General features: G+C 65.9%; 24 protein-coding genes. 18 read left to right on the forward strand and 6 right to left on the reverse strand.

The window, feature by feature from the left end; all coding sequences use genetic code 11:
* The first annotated feature begins 187 nt into the window (after positions 1-187).
* From B2747_RS14875 to B2747_RS14905, 7 genes are all read left to right on the forward strand, one after another.
* On the forward strand, positions 188-2,497 hold the full coding sequence (locus B2747_RS14875) for a chemotaxis protein CheA (RefSeq protein WP_291162599.1): 2,310 nt from the start codon (positions 188-190) through the stop codon (positions 2,495-2,497).
* A gap of 106 nt (positions 2,498-2,603) precedes the next feature.
* A complete protein-coding gene (locus B2747_RS14880) occupies positions 2,604-3,098 on the forward strand; it encodes a chemotaxis protein CheW (protein ID WP_291162602.1) in 495 nt (164 codons plus the stop codon).
* 114 nt (positions 3,099-3,212) lie between these two features.
* Positions 3,213-4,049 (forward strand): protein-glutamate O-methyltransferase CheR, encoded by an 837-nt coding sequence (locus B2747_RS14885; RefSeq protein ID WP_291162605.1) that lies wholly within the window; start codon positions 3,213-3,215, stop codon positions 4,047-4,049.
* 2 nt (positions 4,050-4,051) lie between these two features.
* On the forward strand, positions 4,052-4,564 hold the full coding sequence (locus B2747_RS14890) for a chemotaxis protein CheD (RefSeq protein WP_291162606.1): 513 nt from the start codon (positions 4,052-4,054) through the stop codon (positions 4,562-4,564).
* 15 nt (positions 4,565-4,579) lie between these two features.
* Positions 4,580-5,008, forward strand: coding sequence for a response regulator (locus B2747_RS14895; RefSeq protein WP_291162609.1), 429 nt, complete (start codon positions 4,580-4,582; stop codon positions 5,006-5,008).
* The gene (locus B2747_RS14900) at positions 4,956-5,432 is read left to right on the forward strand and encodes a chemotaxis protein CheX (protein ID WP_291162611.1); all 477 of its coding nucleotides are present in this window, start codon (positions 4,956-4,958) and stop codon (positions 5,430-5,432) included. The genes B2747_RS14895 and B2747_RS14900 overlap by 53 nt, the downstream gene beginning before the upstream one ends.
* A 5-nt stretch (positions 5,433-5,437) precedes the next feature.
* Complete coding sequence (locus B2747_RS14905) at positions 5,438-6,544, forward strand: protein-glutamate methylesterase/protein-glutamine glutaminase (protein ID WP_414652201.1); 1,107 nt, start codon at positions 5,438-5,440, stop codon at positions 6,542-6,544.
* Between the two features lie 214 nt (positions 6,545-6,758).
* On the opposite strand, the gene B2747_RS14910 is transcribed toward B2747_RS14905, so the two are convergent.
* Positions 6,759-7,442, reverse strand: a complete 684-nt coding sequence (locus B2747_RS14910; RefSeq protein ID WP_291162617.1) for a HAMP domain-containing sensor histidine kinase — start codon at positions 7,440-7,442, stop codon at positions 6,759-6,761.
* 123 nt (positions 7,443-7,565) lie between these two features.
* Between B2747_RS14910 and B2747_RS14915 the strand changes: the two genes are divergently transcribed.
* From B2747_RS14915 to B2747_RS14940, 6 genes are all read left to right on the forward strand, one after another.
* The gene (locus B2747_RS14915; protein ID WP_291162620.1) at positions 7,566-8,165 is read left to right on the forward strand and encodes a hypothetical protein; all 600 of its coding nucleotides are present in this window, start codon (positions 7,566-7,568) and stop codon (positions 8,163-8,165) included.
* On the forward strand, positions 8,165-8,827 hold the full coding sequence (locus tag B2747_RS14920) for a DNA-3-methyladenine glycosylase family protein (RefSeq protein ID WP_291162952.1): 663 nt from the start codon (positions 8,165-8,167) through the stop codon (positions 8,825-8,827). Before B2747_RS14915 ends, B2747_RS14920 begins: the two co-directional genes overlap by 1 nt.
* Positions 8,828-8,925: 98 nt before the next feature.
* A complete protein-coding gene (locus tag B2747_RS14925; protein WP_291162623.1) occupies positions 8,926-10,302 on the forward strand; it encodes a TIGR01777 family oxidoreductase in 1,377 nt (458 codons plus the stop codon).
* Between the two features lie 391 nt (positions 10,303-10,693).
* A complete protein-coding gene (locus B2747_RS14930; RefSeq protein ID WP_291162626.1) occupies positions 10,694-10,954 on the forward strand; it encodes a hypothetical protein in 261 nt (86 codons plus the stop codon).
* Entirely contained in the window at positions 10,938-11,918 is a 981-nt protein-coding gene (locus B2747_RS14935) for a prohibitin family protein (protein ID WP_291162629.1), read from the forward strand. Before B2747_RS14930 ends, B2747_RS14935 begins: the two co-directional genes overlap by 17 nt.
* A gap of 8 nt (positions 11,919-11,926) precedes the next feature.
* Positions 11,927-12,418 (forward strand): hypothetical protein, encoded by a 492-nt coding sequence (locus B2747_RS14940; RefSeq protein WP_291162632.1) that lies wholly within the window; start codon positions 11,927-11,929, stop codon positions 12,416-12,418.
* 289 nt (positions 12,419-12,707) lie between these two features.
* On the opposite strand, the gene B2747_RS14945 is transcribed toward B2747_RS14940, so the two are convergent.
* From B2747_RS14945 to B2747_RS14965, 5 genes are read right to left on the reverse strand one after another with little or no spacing between them, the layout of a single operon-like run.
* Positions 12,708-13,787 (reverse strand): dihydrodipicolinate synthase family protein, encoded by a 1,080-nt coding sequence (locus B2747_RS14945; protein WP_291162634.1) that lies wholly within the window; start codon positions 13,785-13,787, stop codon positions 12,708-12,710.
* Complete coding sequence (locus B2747_RS14950) at positions 13,774-14,799, reverse strand: NAD-dependent epimerase/dehydratase family protein (protein WP_291162636.1); 1,026 nt, start codon at positions 14,797-14,799, stop codon at positions 13,774-13,776. The genes B2747_RS14945 and B2747_RS14950 overlap by 14 nt, the downstream gene beginning before the upstream one ends.
* A gap of 16 nt (positions 14,800-14,815) precedes the next feature.
* A complete protein-coding gene (locus B2747_RS14955) occupies positions 14,816-15,595 on the reverse strand; it encodes a lysophospholipid acyltransferase family protein (protein WP_291162638.1) in 780 nt (259 codons plus the stop codon).
* A gap of 6 nt (positions 15,596-15,601) precedes the next feature.
* Entirely contained in the window at positions 15,602-15,844 is a 243-nt protein-coding gene (locus tag B2747_RS14960; protein WP_291162640.1) for a CDGSH iron-sulfur domain-containing protein, read from the reverse strand.
* Positions 15,845-15,904: 60 nt separating this feature from the next.
* Positions 15,905-16,348 (reverse strand): SufE family protein, encoded by a 444-nt coding sequence (locus B2747_RS14965; RefSeq protein WP_291162642.1) that lies wholly within the window; start codon positions 16,346-16,348, stop codon positions 15,905-15,907.
* A gap of 119 nt (positions 16,349-16,467) precedes the next feature.
* On the opposite strand from B2747_RS14965, the gene B2747_RS14970 reads away from it, so the two are divergent.
* The 5 genes from B2747_RS14970 (at position 16,468) to B2747_RS14990 (ending at position 21,058) form a co-directional block, all read left to right on the forward strand.
* Positions 16,468-17,466 (forward strand): HlyD family secretion protein, encoded by a 999-nt coding sequence (locus B2747_RS14970; protein WP_291162644.1) that lies wholly within the window; start codon positions 16,468-16,470, stop codon positions 17,464-17,466.
* Positions 17,463-18,221 carry an ABC transporter ATP-binding protein gene (locus B2747_RS14975; protein WP_291162647.1) on the forward strand — a complete coding sequence of 253 codons (759 nt, stop codon included), beginning with the start codon at positions 17,463-17,465 and terminating at the stop codon, positions 18,219-18,221. The genes B2747_RS14970 and B2747_RS14975 overlap by 4 nt, the downstream gene beginning before the upstream one ends.
* Complete coding sequence (locus B2747_RS14980) at positions 18,218-19,366, forward strand: ABC transporter permease (protein WP_291162650.1); 1,149 nt, start codon at positions 18,218-18,220, stop codon at positions 19,364-19,366. The genes B2747_RS14975 and B2747_RS14980 overlap by 4 nt, the downstream gene beginning before the upstream one ends.
* An 89-nt stretch (positions 19,367-19,455) precedes the next feature.
* Positions 19,456-20,361 (forward strand): protein-methionine-sulfoxide reductase catalytic subunit MsrP, encoded by a 906-nt coding sequence (gene msrP, locus B2747_RS14985; protein ID WP_291162652.1) that lies wholly within the window; start codon positions 19,456-19,458, stop codon positions 20,359-20,361.
* An 82-nt stretch (positions 20,362-20,443) separates the two neighbouring features.
* On the forward strand, positions 20,444-21,058 hold the full coding sequence (locus B2747_RS14990) for a sulfite oxidase heme-binding subunit YedZ (protein WP_291162655.1): 615 nt from the start codon (positions 20,444-20,446) through the stop codon (positions 21,056-21,058).
* The last annotated feature ends 24 nt before the right edge of the window (positions 21,059-21,082 follow it).

Below are 21,082 nucleotides of genomic sequence, written 5' to 3' on the forward strand. Positions count from 1 at the left end.
CATGCCCGGGTGACACGGCCCGCACTCTTCCGAGAGTGCGGGCCGTTCACTTTTTGTGCACCTGGGCCTCCCCCGCGGCGTCCACATATTGGACGGTAAACCTGTGTGGGGGCGCGACCGATACTGCAATGCAGAGACGCCGCGTCCGAATGGACGTCGGCACGGCCCCCTTTGCAGGCAAGCGTCCGTGTCCCCACTGAACCTCGATGATGCCGCCACGCTGCTGATGCAGCTGGAGGCAACCGACACCGCCGATCTCGCAGTTCTGCGTGATGCGCTCACCGATCTCGCATTCGAGAATCGTGTGCCGCTGCGCGCGCAGCCTCACGTGGCCAAGGCGGCGCGTGTGCTCGGCACGATCGTGAATGGTACGGCCGCGGATGTACAGGCCGCCTTCACGGAAGTCGGGCAGTCGATTGAAGAAGCCATGAAGATCTGCGACGCGGCCACGCCACCGGCCGCGGTTGGTGCGGTGCCCGTTGCCCAGGCGCTGGCCGGCACGGTGAACGGCGCGACGGCGATTGCGGTGGCGTCGGGGGCGCTCAAAAAGCAAACGCAAACGGCGGAAGCCGAGACGGCAGAAGCCACAGTGGCAGAAGCCGCAGTGGCAGAAGCCGTGCTCCCGCCTCCTGCGGTTGAGGCTTCTGTAGTAGTGGCTGCTGCTCCTGTGGCTTCCGTGGCGCCGGCTCCCGCTGTTTCGCGGCATCAGCCGCCTGCCCATAGCCAGACCGAGCGTCTTCCCGACGATGCCGACCGCGATCTGCTGCCGGACTTCATCACGGAAAGTGTCGAATGCATCGCGGCTTCCGAGGCGGCGCTGCTCTCCCTCGAGGAGAACCCGAGCGACGAGGAAGCGGTCAACACGGTGTTCCGCGCCTTCCACACTGTGAAGGGCACGTCGGCCTTCCTTGGTCTCACGCGTATCGCCGAATTCGCGCATGAAGCGGAGTCGCTGCTGAGCCGCGTACGCGACAAGGAAATTGCGTACACGCAGGGCTGCGCGGATCTTTCGCTGCGCTCGGTCGACATGCTCAAGGATCTGCTGGACGTGGTGGAGAAGGCGCTGTCGGGTGATGGCCGCCTGCCCCTGCCGGCCGGTTACCACGAACTGCACCAGGCGCTTGCCTCGTACGATCCGGCGCGCGATGCAAACGGCGTCACGCTGGCCATCGTGCCGGCCGCCGAGGACATCTTCCCGGCGCCGTCCGACGCCGCCTCTGGCGACCATGGCAGCGCGGTGTCCGCGCGCGCCGAGTCGGGTCAGGCCGCTTCCCGCAAGTCGGGCGAATCGAACGCCGACGCCACCATTCGCGTGCGCACCGATCGTCTCGACCGACTCATCGACATGGTGGGTGAGCTGGTCATCGCGCAGTCCATGATTGCCGGTGACGAGACCATCGATACCAGCACGCAGTACGAACTGCAGCGCAAAGTCACGCATGCCGGCAAGATCGTGCGCGAGTTGCAGGATCTCTCCATGTCCATGCGCATGGTGCCGCTGCGTCCGACGTTCCAGAAGCTCGCCCGCGTGGTGCGTGACACGGCCACCAAGGCCGGCAAGACCGTGCAGTTCACCACCGAGGGCGACGACGTCGAAATCGATCGCAACATGGTGGACCGCCTCGGCGATCCGCTGGTGCACATGGTGCGCAACGCCGTCGACCATGGCGTGGAGCCGCCGCACGAGCGCACGGCCAACGGCAAGAATGGGCTGGGCCAGGTGCGCCTGCATGCCTACCATGCCTCGGGCAACGTGGTCGTCGAGCTCATCGACGACGGACGTGGCCTGCATCGCGACAAGATCGTGAAGAAGGCCATCGAGAAGGGCCTGATCGAGTCCGACAAGGGCATGAGCGACAGCGACGTGTTCAATCTCATCTTCGCGCCGGGGTTCTCGACGGCCGAGAAGATCACGGACATCTCCGGTCGTGGTGTGGGCATGGATGTGGTGCGCCGGAATCTCGAGGAGATTCGTGGCCGCATCGACATCACCTCGGCGCCCGGCAAGGGCACCACCTTCTCCATCCGTCTGCCGCTCACGCTGGCCGTGACCGACGGCATGCTGGTGCGCGTGGGCAGCGAGCGCTTCATCATCCCGCTCACGCACATCCACATGTCGTTCCGCCCCGAGCCCAGCATGCTGAGCACGGTGGTGGGCAAGGGCGAGATGGTGCTGCTGCGCGGCGAGCTGATGCCCGTCGTGCGCCTGCACCGGCTCTTCGATGTGCCGGATGCCGTGGAAAGCCCGCTCGAGGGGCTGCTCATGATCGTGGGCGATGGCAACAAGCGCACCGCCCTGCTCGTGGATGACCTGCTCGGACAGCAGCAGGTGGTGGCCAAGGCCATCGGTGACGGCCTCGGCAAGGTGCCGGGTGTGAGTGGTGGCGCCATCCTCGGCGATGGTCGGGTCGGCCTCATTCTCGACGTCAACGAGACCGTGGCCCTCGCGCAGAACACGGACAGCAGTTCCAGCCTGACCCGCAGCGTCGCGGCCTGAGCACCACCTCGCAGCATTTCGCACTGCAGCTCCGCCGCCGGGGCGCCGATACCTCCTTTGTACGGGTCATGCGACCCGGCGATCTACTCAACCCATCGAGCGAGCCATGAGCACGCACAGCGATTCCACGACCCTGACCCAGTCCCGCGCCGGCAAGTATCTCACGTTCTTCCTCGCGGGCGAGGAATACGGTCTCGAGATTCTCAAGGTCAGCGAGATCATCGGCCTGCAGCCCATCACGCGCGTGCCCCGCATGCCGGAGTTCGTGCGCGGCGTGATCAACCTGCGTGGCAAGGTCATTCCCATCACGGATCTGCGCCGCAAGTTCGGCATGGCGGCCGAGGACTCCGAGGACAGCTGCATCATCGTTGTGCAGATGCGCGGCATCCAGACGGGCATCGTCGTCGATCGGGTGAGCGAAGTCGTGGCCGTCGCCGAAGGCGACATTGAAGATGCGCCGAGCTTCGGCGCCGGCATCCGCACCGAATTCCTGCTGGGCATCGGCAAGGCGGGTGGCCGCGTGAAACTGCTGCTCGACATCGACAAGGTGCTGGCGACGAGCGAAATCGAGGCCCTGCAGGCCGCGCAGCAGGCGGCCTGATTCGCTGCGTCTGACACCCGGCGGCCCCGGTCGCCGGGTGTCGTCAGCGCCCCACATGCGACGCAGCGATGACGCTGCCCGATGTCTGCGCGACTGCCCCAGTAGTCCCGTCCAATGACTGCCCCCGGAACCAGCGCCCTGTTCGCCGAATGCGAACTGACGGCGACGCAGTTTGCGCGCATCACGCGCCTTCTCCACGATCATGCGGGCATCCGCATGCGCGAGGGGAAGGAAGGCCTGGTGCGTGCACGACTCACCAAGCGGCTGCGCAAACTCGGGTTGTCCGATTTCGATGCCTATCTGACGTTCGTCGAGCAGGAGCCGTCGCGCCGCGAGTTTGCGGAAATGATCGACGCGCTGACGACGAACAAGACGAGCTTTCTGCGCGAGGCCACGCACTTCGATTTTCTGCGTGACGCGGTGTTCCCCCATCTCGACGGCCCCGTGCGCATCTGGAGCGCCGGCTGCTCGAGCGGGGAGGAGCCCTACACGCTGGCCATGCTCTGCCAGGAGACGTTTGGCGGCAGCAGTGCGCGGGACGTGAAGATCCTCGCCACCGACATTTCGCATCGCGTGCTCGCGACGGCCAAGGCCGGCGTGTATCCGGTGGACGGCATGCAGGACGTCCCCGCCGCGTGGCTGCAGAAGTACTGGGCCAAACGCAGCGAGGCCACGGGGCGCGCCGTGTACGAGGCGCAGCCGGCCCTCCGCCGCCTGGTGCACTTCGCCAAGCTCAACCTGATGGAGCAGTGGCCCATGCGCGGGCCCTTCGATGCGATTCTGTGCCGCAATGTCATGATCTACTTCGACAAGGCCACCCAGCAGCAGCTCGTCGAGCGCTACTGGGCCCTGCTGCGGCCCGGTGGGCATCTGTTCGTCGGGCACTCGGAGAGTCTCACCGGTCTCACGCACCGCTTCCGGTACGTGCAGCCAGCCGTCTACGTGAAGTAGCCATGGGGACCGCCGCGCCCGTGCGTCCCACGGAAAAGGTGGTCGGTGTGGCCGACCTCAAGGTATCGAACGTGCCGGGTGAGCGTCTTATCACATATGCCCTCGGCAGTTGCCTGGGCATCGTGGTGCACGACCCGGTGGCCGGCGTGGCCGGCATGCTGCATGTGATGCTCCCCACGGGGACCATCGATCCTGCGAAGATGGCGGACAAACCCGCCATGTTCGTGGACAGCGGCGTGCCGCTGCTGTTCAAGGAATGCTACAAGCTGGGCGCCAGGAAGGAGCGCATGCAGGTGAAGGTGGCCGGCGGAGCCCATGCCGGCGCGCGCGAAGAAGACGACAGATTCCAGATCGGCAAGCGCAACATGATCGCGCTGCGCAAGCTGCTCTGGAAGAACGGCGTGATGATTCACGCGAACGACACGGGCGGCGTGCAGACGTCGCGCACGATGTGGGTGGACGTGACCACCGGTGAGGTCACGCTCAAGATCAACGGCACCGAAAGCACGCTCTGACACGCGGACCGACACATGGCATTCAACGTACTGGTGGTGGACGACAGCGCCGTGATGCGGCAGATGGTCGTCCGGACGCTCAGGATGAGCGGCCTCCCGCTGGGCACGGTCCACGAGGCCGGCAACGGGGAGGAGGGGCTGTTCATCCTGCAGGAGCAGTGGGTGGACCTGCTGCTGCTCGACATCAACATGCCCGTCATGAACGGCGAGGAGATGCTGCGGCGTCTGCGCGCCAATCCCGAGACGGAGCAGCTGCCGGTCATTGTGGTGTCGACCGAAGGCAGTGAAACGCGATTGCAGGCGCTGCAGGAGCTGGGCGCATCGATCGTTCGCAAGCCATTCGCGCCGGAGACCCTGCGCGAGACCATCCTGCGCATGACCGGAGTCACCGATGTCGAATACTATGGTTCAGTCCCTGTCGCGAGCGACGACAGCGACTTTTGAGGAGCTCGCGCTCCTCTTTCCGGAGCTCGAACTCTCGCCCGAACAGGCCGCGGCCCCGCTCGATGTGGCCGTGTCGGTGGACTTTCGTGGCCCGCTGACCGGCCGTCTGGTCGTGCGCGCGTCGCACGGCATTCTGCCGGCCATCACCGCCAACATGCTCGGCGCCGAAGAGTCGGAAAAGCTTCCGCTGCAGCGTGATGCGCTGGGCGAAGTGGCCAACGTGATCTGCGGCCATGTGGTGCCACTCATTGCTGGTGCCGATGCCGTGGTCAATCTCAGTGCGCCCCGGGTGCACGACGGGGGTGAGCTGCCCTCGCGCGATGAAGACGAACCGTCGGCCCGCGTCCAGGTGGGCCTCGAGGACGGCCGTGCCGAGACCGTTCTCTATCTCTTTCACACCGCTGGAGCCGCGTCAACCGCGTGAGCACGCTGCTGGCCTCACCTCATGGCGCAACGGGCGCCGCAGTCCCCGGGCGTACGCCCGGCGTGATTCGCGTGCTCGTCGTCGACGATTCGGCGCTGGTGCGACGCATCCTCACCGATGCGTTGTCGAAGCACGAGGACATCGAGGTGGTGGGCACGGCCACGGATCCCTATGTGGCGCGCGAGCGCATTGCGCAATTGCGCCCCGATGTGATCACGCTCGACATCGAAATGCCACGCATGGACGGCCTGTCCTTCCTGTCCAAGCTGATGCGGCACTTCCCGCTGCCGGTGGTGGTGTGCAGTTCGCTCACACCGCAGAACAGTGAGACGGCGCTGCGTGCACTCTCGCTGGGCGCGGTGGAGGTCATTGCGAAACCCGGCTCGTCGTTGGCGGCGGGTGATGTGGCGGAGGAACTCGCGCGGGCCGTGCGTGCGGCGTCACACGCGCGCGTCACCAAGCGGGTCGATGCACCAGAGCCCCCCGCGGTGCTGCGCCCTGCCATTGCCACGATCGACTCCACCAACAAGCTCATCGCACTCGGTGCGTCCACCGGTGGCACACAGGCGCTCGAAGTGGTGCTGCGCCGCTTCCCCGTTGATGCACCAGGCACGGTGATCGTGCAGCACATGCCCGAGCACTTCACGGCGTCGTTCGCGAAGCGACTGGACAGTGTGTGTCAGATGCGCGTGCAGGAGGCCAAGGACGGCGACTACGTCGTGCCGGGGCTCGCGCTGGTGGCGCCTGGTGGCAAGCACCTGGTGGTGCAGGCCAGCGGTGCACGCTGGGTGGCACGTGTGAAAGACGGACCCAAGGTGCATCACCAGCGGCCGGCCGTGGATGTGCTCTTCCAGAGTGTGGCGCGCAGTGCGGGCCGCAATGCGGTGGGTGCGATTCTCACCGGCATGGGCGCCGATGGAGCCAAGGGCATGCTGGCCATGCGCGAGGCGGGCGCGTACACGGTCGCGCAGAATGAGGAGACCTGCGTGGTCTACGGCATGCCGCGGGAAGCGGTCAAGCTCGAGGCGGCCGTGGATGTGCTGGCGCTTGAACGGATAGCCGAGGCGTTGCTCACGCACACGCACTCGTCGGTGCACGCGCTTACGCCATAATTCACGTTTGACATTTGAGACTTCAGAAATGAGAAGTGCGAATTGGGAGGATGAGACAGAAATAGATCAATGAGAGATGAGCAACCAATGAAAAGGGAAACGGGAAGTGCTGCGGCAGGGACTGCGGTCGGGGTTTGGGTCGGGGTTTGGGTCGGGGTTTGGGTCGGGGTTTGGGTCGGGGGCGTTGGCCGCCGGCGCCAGATTGGAGACCGCCTCAGGCTGGCCCGGAGGGCGACAGGGGCAGCGTGATGCCCACGCGCGTTTCGCCATCCGCACGCTCAACCGCCAGCGCGCCGCCAAGGGCAAGAGCAAAAGCGTTGGTGAGGGCGAGCCCCAGGCCCGCACCGCGCACGCCATTCTTCGACGTCACGAAGGGTTCACCGACTACCGGCAGCGACGACGGGAAGCCTGGGCCCGGGTCGCACACCACGATGGACACCGCGTCGCCCGCGCGCGCGAGACGCACCGCAACCGTCGACCCTGCCGGCGCGGCGTCGTTGGCGTTGCGCAGCAGTTCGATCAGGACCTCACGGAACCAGACCGGGTCCGCATGAACGTCAGCGCCGGTCTGGCCGTTGACCTGCACCGGCCGTGTTGGCAGCTCACGCGCGAAGGCCTCCACGGCCTCGGTCACCGAGTGATCCACCGGGACCGCCACGCGCTTCATGCTGCCGGCCCGCGCGAAACGCGTGACCCGCTGCAGATATTGCACCATGCTCTCGGCAGCCCGCTGAATCTCCGCGACGTCGGCATGCGTGGGCGAGTCCGCCGGCAGCTCGGAGAGCAGCAGCTCGCTGTAGGTGCGCACGACCGTGGAGAAGTTGTTCAGGTCGTGCGAGATCCGGCGTGCAAACCGGATGAGGGTCTCGTCGGCAACCGCTGGTGTCGTGTCTGGCATGGGAGGGGTAGAATATGGACACGCTAGCTGCAGCCGGCCGCCTGCACCATAGGGCGAACGCCCGAGTCCGCTTTCCCTGCCCCTCCGTTACACCACCCGCCCTTCATCTTTCCGGAGTCCCCGATGCGTTCCCGACTTTCCAGGATCGGACTTGTAGTCCTACCTGCACTCCTCGCCATGCCGCAGGCCGTGCAGGCACAGGCAGTCATGACGGTGGACCAGCAACTCGCCTCGGCAGTGCTGCCCCTGCCGGCGGAAATGCGCGAAGGGGCCGGCGTCATGGGGTACAAGGCGGCCGGCAAGCTCGAACTGCTGCGGCCCGTCAAAAACGGCATGCTCTGCCTGGCCGATGATCCGGCCGATGACCGCTTTCACGTGGCCTGCTATGCCGACACCATCGATCCCTTCATGGAGCGCGGACGCGAATTGCGTCGCCAGGGCGTGACCGGCGCCAAGGTGGACACGATGCGCTTCGCCGACATCCGCAGCGGCAAGCTCAAGATGCCCGAGAAACCAGCCGCGCTCTATCAGATCACGGCGCCCAAGAACGCCTACAACGTCGCGACCAGAACCATCACCGGCGGCACATCGAGCATGGTGGTGTACGTGCCGTTTGCGACCGGTGAATCGACCGGACTCAGCACCAGGCCGTCGAACACCTCGCCATGGCTCATGCTGCCCGGCACGCCCAAGGCGCACATCATGTTCACGGCCACGATGTGATGGCCAGGCCGGCGCGCGTACGACTCACGCGCCGATTGCTCGATCAGGCGCAAGACGAACTGGCGGCGGCCGATGTCCGCATGGCCGCCGTCATCGAGCAGGTTGGACCCTGCACGATGTTGCCGCGACGTGAAGGCACGCACTTCGGGCATCTCGTGCGCAACATCGTGTATCAGCAGCTCTCGGGCGGCGCCGCGGCCACCATTCACGGCCGCTTCGCCGAGCGACTGGGCGGCGATCCGCATGCGCCGCATCCCGAACAGGTGTTGGCGCTCGACGAGGCCAGCATGCGTGCCTGCGGCTTGAGCAGCGCCAAGGCGCGCGCCATTCGGGACCTGGCGCAGCATGTGGTGGAGGGCCGACTGCCCATCGAATCGCTGGACACGCTCGACGATCAGGCGGTCATCGACGCACTGGTGCCGGTGCGTGGCATCGGGCCGTGGACGGCGCAGATGTTTCTCATGTTCCGTCTCGGCAGGCCCGACGTGCTGCCCGTGCTCGATCTCGGTGTGCGCAAGGGCGCGCAGCGCATTTATCGCACGCGCGCGCTGCCCGACGCCGCACGACTCGAGAAGATCGCGCGGAACTGGCGCCCGTGGGCCAGCGTTGCCAGTTGGTATTGCTGGCGTGTGCTGGATATCGACGACGCGGGTGGCTGGTAGCATCGCGATCGCGGCGGAAGCGCCATGCAGTTGCCGCGCGACCGCCGCGCGACGGCATCACGCGCATTCCTGTGGTCATCGCCTTGCCAGGACCCATCATGCACGAGTTCTCCCAGCGCTCCACCTATCCCGTCCCGGTCGACGAGCTCTTCGCCTGGCATGAGCGACCCGGCGCATTTCTGCGTCTGTCTCCGCCCTGGGACGCGCCCGAAGTCGTGAAGCAGGAGGGTGGCATTCGCGATGGCGCGCAGGTGGTGGTGCGCGTGCAGGCCGGGCCGGTGCCCACCACCTGGCATATCGAACACCGCGACTACATCGCCAACCGGCAGTTCCGCGATGTGCAGCGTGAGGGTCCCTTTGCGCATTGGGTGCACACCCATCGCTTCGAGCCGGTGGAGCCAGCCGTCAGCGCGCTCGAGGACCACATCGCCTACGCGCTGCCGCTCGGTGCGTTCGGCGACACGTTCGGCAAGAACTTTGTGCATGACACGCTCTTGCGCGTGTTCCGCTATCGGCACGCGGTGCTGGCTGGCGACATCGCACGCCACGCAGCGTATGCCAATCGCCCCAGGCTCACGGTAGCCATCACCGGCGCCAGTGGCTTCATTGGACGACAGCTCGCGGCCTTCCTGTCCACTGGCGGACATCGTGTGCTGCGCATCGGGCGTGGGCCAGTGGTGCCCGGCGTCACGGACATCTCGTGGAATCCCGACCGTGGGCAGCTTGATGCGGCCGCGCTCGAGGGGGTGGATGCCGTCGTGCATCTGGCCGGCGCGTCCATTGCCGATCGCTGGACAAGTGCGCACCGTGCAGCCATCAAGACCAGTCGGGTGGAAGGCACGTCACTGCTGGCGCACACGCTGGCCAAACTTTCGCGCAAGCCTGCGGTGTTGCTGAGCGGATCGGCCATTGGCATTTACGGCGCGCAGCGTGACGAGGAACTCAACGAACGCAGCGCGCTCGGCACCGACTACCTCGCGGAGGTCGGCAAGGCCTGGGAAGGCGCCACCGAACCGGCGGCGCGCGCCGGCATTCGTGTGGTGCATCTGCGCACCGGTATCGTCCAGGGCGCCGCAGGCGGTGCGCTGGCCAAGCAACTGCCGCTGTTCAAGTATGGTGCGGGTGGGCCGCTGGGTGATGGCTCGCAGTGGCTCAGTCCCATCGCGCTCGACGATCATATCGGCGCCATGCACTTCTGTCTCTGGCACGACACGGTGCACGGTCCCGTGAATCTCGTGGCGCCCACGCCGGTCACCAACGCGGAATTCACGCGCACGCTCGCAGATGTGCTGGATCGTCCGGCGTTCCTGCCGGCGCCGGCCTTCGCGCTTCGACTGGCGCTTGGGCGCGAGATGGCGGACAGCACGGTGCTCGCCAGCCAACGCGTCGTGCCTGCGGTGCTGCAGGCGGCGGGTTTTGCATGGCGACATCCGTCGCTGGCGGACATGCTGCGCTTCGAGCTTGGTGTGGCGTGATGCCGTGGCCCGACACAGGCACTTGTGTTGCGGCCAGATCGTCAACAGCTCACGCAGAGGGGCGGAGGACCGCAGAGTTCGCAGAGAGGCGCGGTCGGGGTTGAACAACCTTGTCGCGGATGACACGGATGAAGCGGAAACAGCACGGATTAGAGCTTCAATTGTTGTTGATCCGTGTTTTTTCCGCCCCATCCGCGTCATCCGCGAAACGAACCATGACCAGGACCTTGACCAGGACCAGGACCGCTTCTCTCAGCGCCCTCTGCGGTTCTCTGCCCCTCTGCGTGGGCTGTTAACGAGCCTCGAGTACGCACCACAGCCTGTGGTCCCCGAGAAACTCGCCGAAGATTGACACTTCCGCGCGGCTTGTCCCGTAGGGATCATCAAGACCATGACCGTCATCATCATCGAAAGCGTCCTGTTCATCGCCCTGCTGGCGGTGGGGGGCGCTTTTGTCGCCACGGCCCTTGGTATCACGCCGTGGGGTCGGCGCCTGCGGCAAACGGCCAATCGCAAGCGGATCGACAAGCAGGCCGAGCTCACCTGTCCCCTTCACGGGTTGCAGCGCGAGGAAGATCTCGTGCGGCTGCCCACAGGTGAGCCTTTGTGTCCCAAGTGTTACGAGGAGGCAGTCCATGGCCACATCGGTTGATGCCACCATCGAGGGGCTGCGCAGTGCCATGCGCAACTCCATGAGTGGCAGCGGGCGCGGCGGCGGCGTGAGTGGTGGGGGCGGCGGCGGTGGCGTATTCCGGCGCCTGGGGCTCGGTATTGTCGGCCTCGTGGCTCTGCTCCTGCTGCTGCGGCCCACCGTGGCCTACATCGAACCCGGGCACGTGGGCATCGTCATCAACCGCGCGGGCGGCGGTGTGTCTCCGCAGCCTCTCGGTCCGGGCTTCCACCTGCGCAATCCGCTGTTCACGCAGATTCAGGAGTATCCCACGTTCATGCAAACGCTCGTGCTCACCCGTGACATCACGTCGGGCAGCGGGCGCAACGACGAAATCAACGTGAACTCGGTGGAAGGCCAGCCGCTGTCACTCGACGTGTCGATGTCGTTCGAGCTGGATGGTGCCAAGGTGCCGGCGCTGTATCAGACGTTCCGCACGGATGTGCAGACGATCGCGCAGGGCTTCATCAAGCAGGCCATCCGTCAGTCGCTGCAGGAAGTGGTGGGGCAGGAGGAGATCGCGGCCATTCTCGGTCCCAAAAAGGCCGAGGTGGTGACGCAGACACAGGTGCAGCTGCAGAAGCGACTCGATCCCTACGGCATCAGCGTGAAGCAGTTCACGCTGAACGAATTCCGCGCGCCGCAGGCGGTCATGGACGCGATCTCGCTCAAGAACGTCATGCAGCAGCAGGCGCTCACGGCGCAGAACGAGCTGCAGAAGAACACCTTCCAGGCGCAGGGCGACAGCATCAAGGCGGCGGGTCGGGCCAAGGCCATTCTCACGGAGGCCGAGGCGCAGGCCAAGGCCAACGAACTGCTCTCGCGCAGCATCACCGGCAACCTGGTGCAGTACGAAATGGCGAAGCGCTGGAACGGCCAGATGCCGCAGGTCACTGGCGGTGGCTTGCCCATGCTGCAGTTGCCCGGCAGCAGCAAGACGCCCTAAGCTTCGGCATGCCAACTGTATCGTTCGACACGCTGCCGGACTCGGCGCGGCTGTGGGTGTTCGGCGCGGCGTCTCCCGTCACGGGGGACGCCGCGTCGCGTGTGTTGCGGACCGTCGATGCGCATCTCGCCGTGTGGCGCGCACACGGTGTGCCGCTGGTCTGCGCGCGCGACTGGCGTGATGATCGTTTTCTGGCCATCGCGGTGGATGAGCAGGCCAGTCAGGCGTCCGGATGTTCCATCGACGCGCTGTTCCGGCAATTGCAGACCGTGGAGGCTGAGCTGTCGGTGTCGCTGGTGCCAAGCGGCCTGGTGTACTGGCGCCGCCCCGATGGGGCAATTGTCGCCACCGATCGGGCGTCATTTCGTTCGGCCATTGCAGCGGGTGAGGCTGGTCCGGATACCTCCGTGTTCGACACACTCATCACCACGGTGGGCGAGTGGCGTTCACAGTTCGAGCGCCCGGCGCGGGATTCCTGGCACAAGCGCTGGCTTGCCTGATCGTTTGGGAGAACGGCGGTCGGGGTTCAACAGCCCTGTCGCGGATGACGCGGATTGGACGGAAACGACACGGATCAGCTGCAACGTGCGCCGTGGCGTGAACGTTGTTCATTGTTTCTTATCCGTGCTGTTTCCGCCAAATCCGTGTCATCCGCGACAAGGTTGTTGAAAAGTCCTTCTGCCACACCAGCACTCGTCGTGTGGCCGGATCGTCAACAGCTCACGCAGAGAAAAGGAGGCCGCTGAGGGCGCAGAGCACTGCAGTCAGAGCTGTCGCGAATGATGCCACTCAGGCCAACCACGCATCCCGGTGCTCGGCCACAAACGCATCATCCACCAGTTCCGGATACTGCGCAGACAACCGCGCAATGGCCTCGGCCTGCCCTGGTGACAAGCGTTCGTGTGTGTCAAACGTCCAGCAGCCACGCACCAGACCCTGCAAACGCAGCACCTCGAGGATGCCCGGCAGACAGCCGGTGTATCCATGCGCCGCGTCGAAGATCACGGCGTTGGCCATGGTCAGCGCGGCGCCGCGCGTGAGCCACGCGCGCGGGACGGATGTGGCGCCAGACGCGCGCCAGTCCTGCATCTCGCGCAGCATGGATACCGCGCGATGCGTCCACACGGCCCACTGCCCAAGCAGACCGCCTACAAAGTGCCGCGTATACGCGCGTCCCCCGCTCGTGACTGGCACATCAGTCACCAGGTCGGACACGATCGCGTCGTCGTTGCCCGTGTACAGTGCAATGTCGTCGCGGCCCGCGTCGGCGAGCGCACGCACCACATCGAGTGTGGCGTAGCGGTCGAACGGCGCAACCTTGATGGCCACCACCTGCGGAATCTCCGCGAACTCCCTCCAGAACGTGTAGGAAAGTCGGCGTCCGCCAACCGCAGGCTGCAGGTAGAAACCAAACAGCGGGATGGCCTCGGCCACCCGCCGGCAGTGCGCAAGAATCTGCACGTCCGTGGCGTCACGCCACGCACCGAGCGAGAGCAGCCCGCAGTGATAGCCGAGTGCGAGCGCCACCTGGGCTTCACGCAGCGCCTGGGCCGTGTCACCAAGGAGTCCGGCCACACGCACGAAGGGCCGCGGTGACGAAGCCAGGGCCGCCGTCGCGGTCTCCGCCGCGAGTTCGAGCACCGGCCGATACAGGCCGATCTTGTCGTCGTGGATGGGAAAGCCGGTGGTGTGCACACCCACCGCTATGCCACCCGCACCCGCAGCCACGTAGTAGCGCGTGAGTGCGCGCTGGTGCGCTTCGTCCATGGTGCGCGAGGGCGTGAGCGCCAACGGGTGTGCGGGAATGACAAGCCCCGACTGCAGCGCCCCGCGCATGGAGAACGCGGGTGTTGCGTCAGAAACGCCCATCGCGCACCTCGAACTTTGTCGGCTTGTTCAGCAGACGCCCATTGCTGCGCATCCAGTCCACCGCCCAGGCGCACAGGGTTTCCAACGGCAGGGCGGTGTACGGCAGTTCGTCGCCCAGACGATGCACGTTGGCCACCAAGGCCTCATCGCCTTCGCGTCCGGCAAATCGTGGCGACACACCCGCGTACAGCGCGCAGCGTTCGGCGATCTCACGCACGCGCACCATGGGCCCGGTGACATTGAGTGCCGTGGCCGGCGCACTGGCCACAGCCAGCCCGCGCAACGCCAGGCGGTTGGCATCACCCTGCCAGATCACGTTCACCCAACCCGTGCTGAGGTCCACCGGCTCGCCGTGCAGCACCTTGCGCGCGATTTCGGTGACCACGCCGTAGCGCAGGTCACAGGCATAGAACAACCGATACAGGAGCAGTGGGGAACCCGTTCGCCGCGTCACGCTCTCGAACACCCGTTCGCGGCCTATGGTGCTGGCGGCATACTCGCCATCGGGCACCAGACCATCACCCTCCTGCGAGCCACCGCGTGACACGGCGCTTCGTCCATACACGTTGCCCGTGGAGAAGCACACGATACGCGCACCGGCATAGCGCTCGGCGGCATGGACGCTCGCCACCACGTTGTGCGTCCAGGTGCCAACCGGGTCACCGGTGGTGCCGAACTTCTGTCCTGCCATCCACAACACATTCGCGGCGTAGGGCAGCGCTGCCACCTGCTCTGGGTCGGCAAGATCCGCACGCAGTACCTCGACGCCTGATGCCGCGAGGGCCTCCGCTGCGCCGGTGTCACTGAAGCGCGAAACGGCCATCACCCGCCGCGCGCTGATGCCCAGCGCACGACGCGCCATGCGCGCGACGGTGGGGCCCATTTTGCCGCCAGCGCCCAGCACGATGACATCGCCGTCGAGCGCGGTGAGTGCGTCAATCGTTTCCTGATCGGGACGCGAAAGGCGCTCGTCGAGCGCCTCCTCGGTGGCCGGGACCTGATCGTGCGCCATGCTCACACGATGCGCGCTACACGCCGGCCGGTTCGGCGGCTTCCCGCGGTGCCATGTGGATGCCCAACTCCGCCGCCAGCGCACGCCGCCCCGCTTCGATGCGCTCACGCGTCTTGGCCTTGAGTGTCGGGATGTCGTTCAGGGTCATGCCGGTGGTGTCGATGGGTTCGAGCACCTGCGCCATGGCGCGCGCGCGCAGAAACTTGAACGTGCCCTTGGCCATCGCGTTGCGCGTGCCGGCCACTGCAATGGGCAGCACCGGGGCCTGGGCCTCGATGGCCAGACGGAAGGCACCGTCCTTGAAGGGCAGCATCTCCTGTGTGCGCGAGCGCGTACCCTCGGGGAAGATCATGACACTCACCCGCTTGGCCAGGCGATCACGGCACTGCGCAATGGCGTTGAGTGTGCTGTCCCGGTCACCGCGCACGAGCTTGATGTCGCCGGCCATCTGCATCATCCAGCCCATGCACGGAATCTTGAACATCGTGTCCTTGCTCAGCCACTTCATTTCCCAGGGAAAGAAGCTGATGAGGAAGACATCGGCGTAGGACTCGTGGTTGGCCACCACCACGTAGGGGCGACGTGGGTCGGCGAGGCGACCACGCACACGAAAGGACCAGAGCCCGTTGATGCGCGTGGCACACACCGCTACCAACCGGAAGGCGCGACCCGCCGCGTACCGCCCCTTGTCGAAGGGTGCGGTGAACGCGTACACGAGGGCCACGATTGGCGTCCCGACGATGACACACAGCACCGTCTCCGTCCACGCCCACCAGTTGAGCAGCGTGCCAATCATGGTGCGTCAGCCCTGTGGAAGGTCCGGGTTGTCCATGGGGTCGGCCGGATCGATGAAGCCCAGCTCCTTGTGCGACCCATCGCAGAACGGCTTCACCTTGGACGCGCCGCAGCGGCAGAGCGACATCGGGCGGCCTTCGGCACGGGGCGGAATGACCTTGCCCTCGTGGTCGAGCAACACGATCTGTGCTGCGTCTTCGGCGTTGATGCCAAGCGAACCGTTCTTGCGGACCGTAATGGTGATGGGCATGCGGATGTCGAGAGGGAAAGGAGTCGCGTTCGGCCTGTGCGAAATGCGGCCGGAACTGATTCAGGCGGCGAAGCGCTTGAGTCGCTGGATCATGGCGTTGAGACCCGCTTCGCGGGCACCCAACCCAATGTCGTTCATGAGTTGCCGCACAATATCCGTGGGCAGTGACTGCGTGACCGATGGCGGCTGGTCGTTGACGGCCGCAAACACGATGGCCAGAATGGCGGCCACGGTTGGCGACTGTCGAGCGTTGACGTCGGCATAGAAGTGCAGGGTGCCGTCGTCCTGATGTTCAGGAAAGATGTCCACACGCGTCTGACACTCGTGCACCGTGAAGGCTTCGCGGTCCAGCGCCGCGAACCGCTCCGGCAAGGGCTCGAGCTTGCGTGACCAGGCCAGCAGCGCCTGCATCTTGTCGTCCCGGCTGAGCAGACGAAACTGACGCAGGGTCTTGGCGAGGGCCGGCGGCATGCTGCCACCGTCGATCGTGCTGGAATCGGACATTCCTGAAAGATAGCGTGTTGGCGCAGCGGCACAGACCCGTTTGACGCGGACGCGCCGGCGAGTGACGATTGGGGAGCCCTGCAAACATACCGGCTCCCCCACATCCAGCTGGACGCCCCGTGCCCCGCACTCCCCTGCCCAAACTCCGTCGCTGCTGGATTCCGCTCATGCTGGCCTCGGCGCTCGGCGCCTGCCAGTCCGCGCAAGACGACGGCACAGTGGTCGGTACGCTGGAACAGGTGGAAGTGGATGTGGGACCGCTGCAGCCGGCCCGTGCCCTGCGCGTGCTCGTGGACGAAGGCGACGCGGTGACGATTGGCGACACGTTGGTGGTCTTCAGTACCCCCACCTTGGCGGCCACGGGTGAGCAGCTCGAGGCGCGGGCCGTGGCTGCCGCACGTGCGGCCGAGGAACTCGCTCGCGGCGCACGGCCGGCGGAAATCGGGCGGGCCCGGGCCGAGGCCGAGGCGGCGACCGCCGAGGCGGAGCGGGCGGCCGCCGACCTGGCGCGTCTGGAGCCCTTGGCGGCGCGTGGCGACATCAGCCGGCAGCAGTTGGGGGCAGCCCGCGCCGCGGTGCAGGTGTCGGCCTCGCGCCGCGATGCAGCGCGCGAGGCGTTGCGGCTGGTGGAGGAGGGAGCCCGGCGAGAGCGGCGCGAGGCCGCCGTAGCGGAAGCGCAGAGTGCGCGTGCGGCCGTAGAGGCCTGGCGGGCCACGGCTGGTGATCTCGTGTTGCGCGCACCGGTCGATGGTGTGGTGACCAGTCGGCACGTCGAACCTGGCGAGGTGCTCGGCGCAGGGCAAAGCGCAATTTCGGTTGGGCAGCCTTCGCGGCCCTGGGCGCGGGTCTATGTGTCGTCGGCCGTGCTGTCCCGTCTCAAGATCGGCGATTCGGTGACCGCCTGGCTGGACGGCGACAGTGCCCGCTTTGTGGGGCGCGTGGTGTCCGTGAGTTCGCGTGCGGAATTCACGCCGCGTGTGGCGCTTACCGAACAGGAGCGCGCCGATCTGCTGTTCGGTGTGAAGATCGAGTTCGCGGCACCTGTCGCGTCCAATGGCGCGACGCTGCGGGCTGGGCTGCCCATCACGGTGCGATTGCCGGCAGCGGCCGCGCCGTGAGTGCAGCCGCCGCGGGACCGGTTGTACGCACACACGCCCTGCACAAACAGTTTGGGGCATTGATCGCGGTGCATGGGCTCGATCTCGAAATTCCGCGCGGCCAGGTGTTCGGTCTGCTGGGGCCAAACGGCTCCGGAAAGACGACCACCATTCGCATGCTCTGCGGATTGGTTCTGCCAACGAGTGGCTCGGCCACCGTGGCGGGATTTGACATCAGCACACAGTCCGAGCAGGTCAGGCGACGCATTGGCTACATGTCGCAGCGCTATGGGCTGTATGACGAACTCACGGTGCAGGAGAACCTGCGCTTCTATGCCTCGGTGTACGGGCTGGTGGGACGCGCACGCGATCAGCGTTTGGCGGAGCACATCGCGCGCTTGGGACTCGGGGCGCGGCTCAAGCAGCGTGCCGGCACGCTGAGCGGTGGATGGAAGCAGCGTCTCGCGTTGGCCTGCGCCACGGCGCATCACCCCGACCTCGTGTTTCTCGACGAACCCACGGCCGGTGTGGACCCGGCAGCGCGTCGCACGTTCTGGGACACGATCTACGAGTTGGCGGGCAGCGGCACCACGGTGCTGGTGACGACACACTACATGGACGAAGCCGAGCGCTGCCAGCGGCTGGCCTTCCTGTCGCGTGGTCATCTGATTGGCGTGGGCACGCCGGCGGAAATTGTGCAGCAGTTTGGCGCACGCAGTGTGGAGGACGTGTTTGTCATGCTGCAGCAGCGTGACGAGCAGGAGGTGAAGGCATGACGGGCCGCGTGGACTCCGGTTTGCTGGCGCGCGTCCGTCGCTGGACCCTGTGGCCCATGCTCTGGAAGGAGTTTTTGCAGCTCCGTCGCGACCGGCTCACGTTTGCACTGATGACGGGGTTGCCGGCCATTCAGCTCATGCTCTTTGGCTACGCCATTCAAACGGACGTGCGCCGACTGCCCACGGTGGTGGTGGATGCCTCACGCACGGGCGAGAGCCGCGCGCTCATTCAGGTGTTGGAGAATACCGACAACTTTCGGGTGGTGGCGTCGGTATCGGGGCGCGAGGAGGCGCGGCGCTGGATTGAGCGTGGGGCCGCGCGCGTGGCACTGATCATTCCGCCGGAGTACCAGCGCGACATTCGTCGTGGACAGACGGGCCGGGCACAACTGCTCATCGATGCGGCCGATCCGCAGTCGAGTGGCGCAGCCATTGCCGGTGCGCAGCTTGCGGCGCAGGCACGCAGCGCGCAGCTGCTGGCAGAGCGTGTGGCCCTGCGCGCACCAGTGGAGATCCGCGTGCGGCCGTGGTACAACCCGGCGCAGAAGAGCGCCACGTTCATCGTGCCAGGCATCGTGGGCATTCTGCTCACCATCACCATGACACTCATCACCAGCACGGCCATCGTGCGCGAACGCGAGCGCGGCACGCTGGAGCAGCTCATCGTCACGCCCATTGGCAAGACCAGTCTCATGCTGGGCAAGCTCGTGCCCTTCGTGCTGGTGGGCTACGTGCAGATGTCCGTGGTGCTGTTGCTGGGCGTGCTGGTGTTTGACGTGCCCGTGCGTGGCAATCTGCTGCTCCTCTACGCCATTGCGCTGGTGTTCATCGTCGCCTCGCTTGGCGTTGGGCTGCTTATCAGCACCTTTGCGCGAAGTCAGGCGCAGGCCATGCAGCTCAGCTTCTTCTTCATGCTGCCCAACATTCTCCTGTCGGGCTACATCTTCCCGCGCGCGGCCATGCCCGAGCCGGCACAGTTTGTGGGGCTGGCGCTGCCGCTGACCTATTTCCTGGATGTGCTGCGGGGCGTGCTGCTCAAGGGCGTTGGGCTGCGTGACCTGCTGCCGCAGCTCGGGGCCCTCGCGGCGCTGGGGGCGGTGCTGCTTACGGGGAGCGTGCGAAGGTTCTCGAAGACGCTGGACTGACGCCGGCTTGGTGCATTCGGCGCAGTTCGGGAACCCTCGACCCGCCCAAGCGCTAGTATTGTAGATTGTCCCTCTTTCCCGACCGACCGATGCTCATTCGCCGACCCGACGACATCCCGTCCTCCGAAATTACTCCGGAAGGCCTGTACCAGAACCGCCGCGCCTTCATTGGCACGGCCGGAACCCTGGCACTTGGCGCCCTCGTCGCACCGGCCAATATGGGAGCAGCAGAGCGACAGAAAGACGACATTACGCCCGAAAAAGACGCCACGACGTACAACAACTTCTACGAGTTCGGCACCAGCAAGGAAGATCCGGCCGAGAACGCCAAGGACTTCCGCGCCACGCCCTGGACGGTGAATGTCGAAGGCCTCGTCAAGAATCCGCGGCCCTACGACATCAACGAGCTGCTGGGCCGACTGACCGTCTACGACCGCACCTACCGCATGCGCTGCGTCGAGGCCTGGTCGATGGTCATTCCGTGGCAGGGTATTCAGCTCCGCGACATCATCAACCGTCTTGAGCCCCTGCCCAGCGCCAAGTTCGTGGAGTTCACCACGCTGTTCGACCCGCGCCGCATGCCCGGCCAGCGGTCCGCGGTGCTGCCCTGGCCCTACAAGGAGGGCCTGCGCATGGATGAAGCCATGCATCCGCTCACGCTCTTTGCCACGGGCATGTACGGCAAGCCGCTGCCCAACCAGAACGGTGCCCCACTGCGTCTGGTGGTGCCCTGGAAGTACGGCTTCAAGGGCATCAAGAGCATCGTCAAGATCCGCTTCACGGAAGCCATGCCCAACACCACCTGGTCGGACGCGAATCCGCGGGAGTATGGGTTCTACGCCAACGTGAACCCCGCGGTCGATCACCCGCGCTGGAGCCAGGCCAAGGAACGCCGCATCGGCGAGTTCCTGAAGCGCAACACACTGCCGTTCAACGGCTACGCCGACCAGGTCGCGTCGCTCTACGCCGGCATGGACCTGCGCAAGTTCTATTGAGCGCCGGACGGTGAGTGCCGGAGCCACTGCCGCCCCCGCCCGGGCAGGCCTGATCGCGCGCGCCGAACCCATCGTTCGGCGCGTGCTGCGTCCCGCCCTCTGGGCTGTCGTGCTGTTCCCGCTCCCCTGGATGGTGGGGCGGCTCCTGCTCGACCAATTGGGCGCTGACCCCATCGACAAGCTGGAGCGGGAGTCCGGAGCCTGGGCGCTGCGCTTCCTCATCGCCAGTCTCGCTGTCACGCCCCTCATGCGCCTCACCGGCTGGGGCTGGCTCGTAGCCCAGCGACGGTTTCTCGGGCTCGCCGCCTTCTTCTGGACGGCCGCGCACTTGTCGGTGTACACGGTCCTCGACTGGTTCTTCGACTGGGGCGAGATCATCAAGGACATTACCGAGCACCTCTACATCACCCTCGGCATGGGCGCCTTCACGCTCATGATTCCCCTGGCGCTCACGTCCACAAAGGCGAGTATTCGGCGCCTGGGTGGGTCAAGATGGAACAAGCTTCATGCATTGGTATACGTTTCGGTCATATTGGCCTGTTTTCATTTTGCATGGGCAGTAAAGAAGGATCTGACGCAGCCGATCCTCTATGGAGCACTTGCTGGCGGCCTGCTGCTGTTCCGCGTCTTCTGGCGGACCAGAACGCGTGAAGGCCGGCGGACGAGTGCCCTGGTTCAGTCCCCGAAGGAGGGGTAAGGGCGGCCACACGGGAACGTGACC

It is taken from the genome of Gemmatimonas sp. UBA7669, from assembly GCF_002483225.1.
Taxonomy (GTDB): Bacteria; Gemmatimonadota; Gemmatimonadetes; order Gemmatimonadales; family Gemmatimonadaceae; genus Gemmatimonas.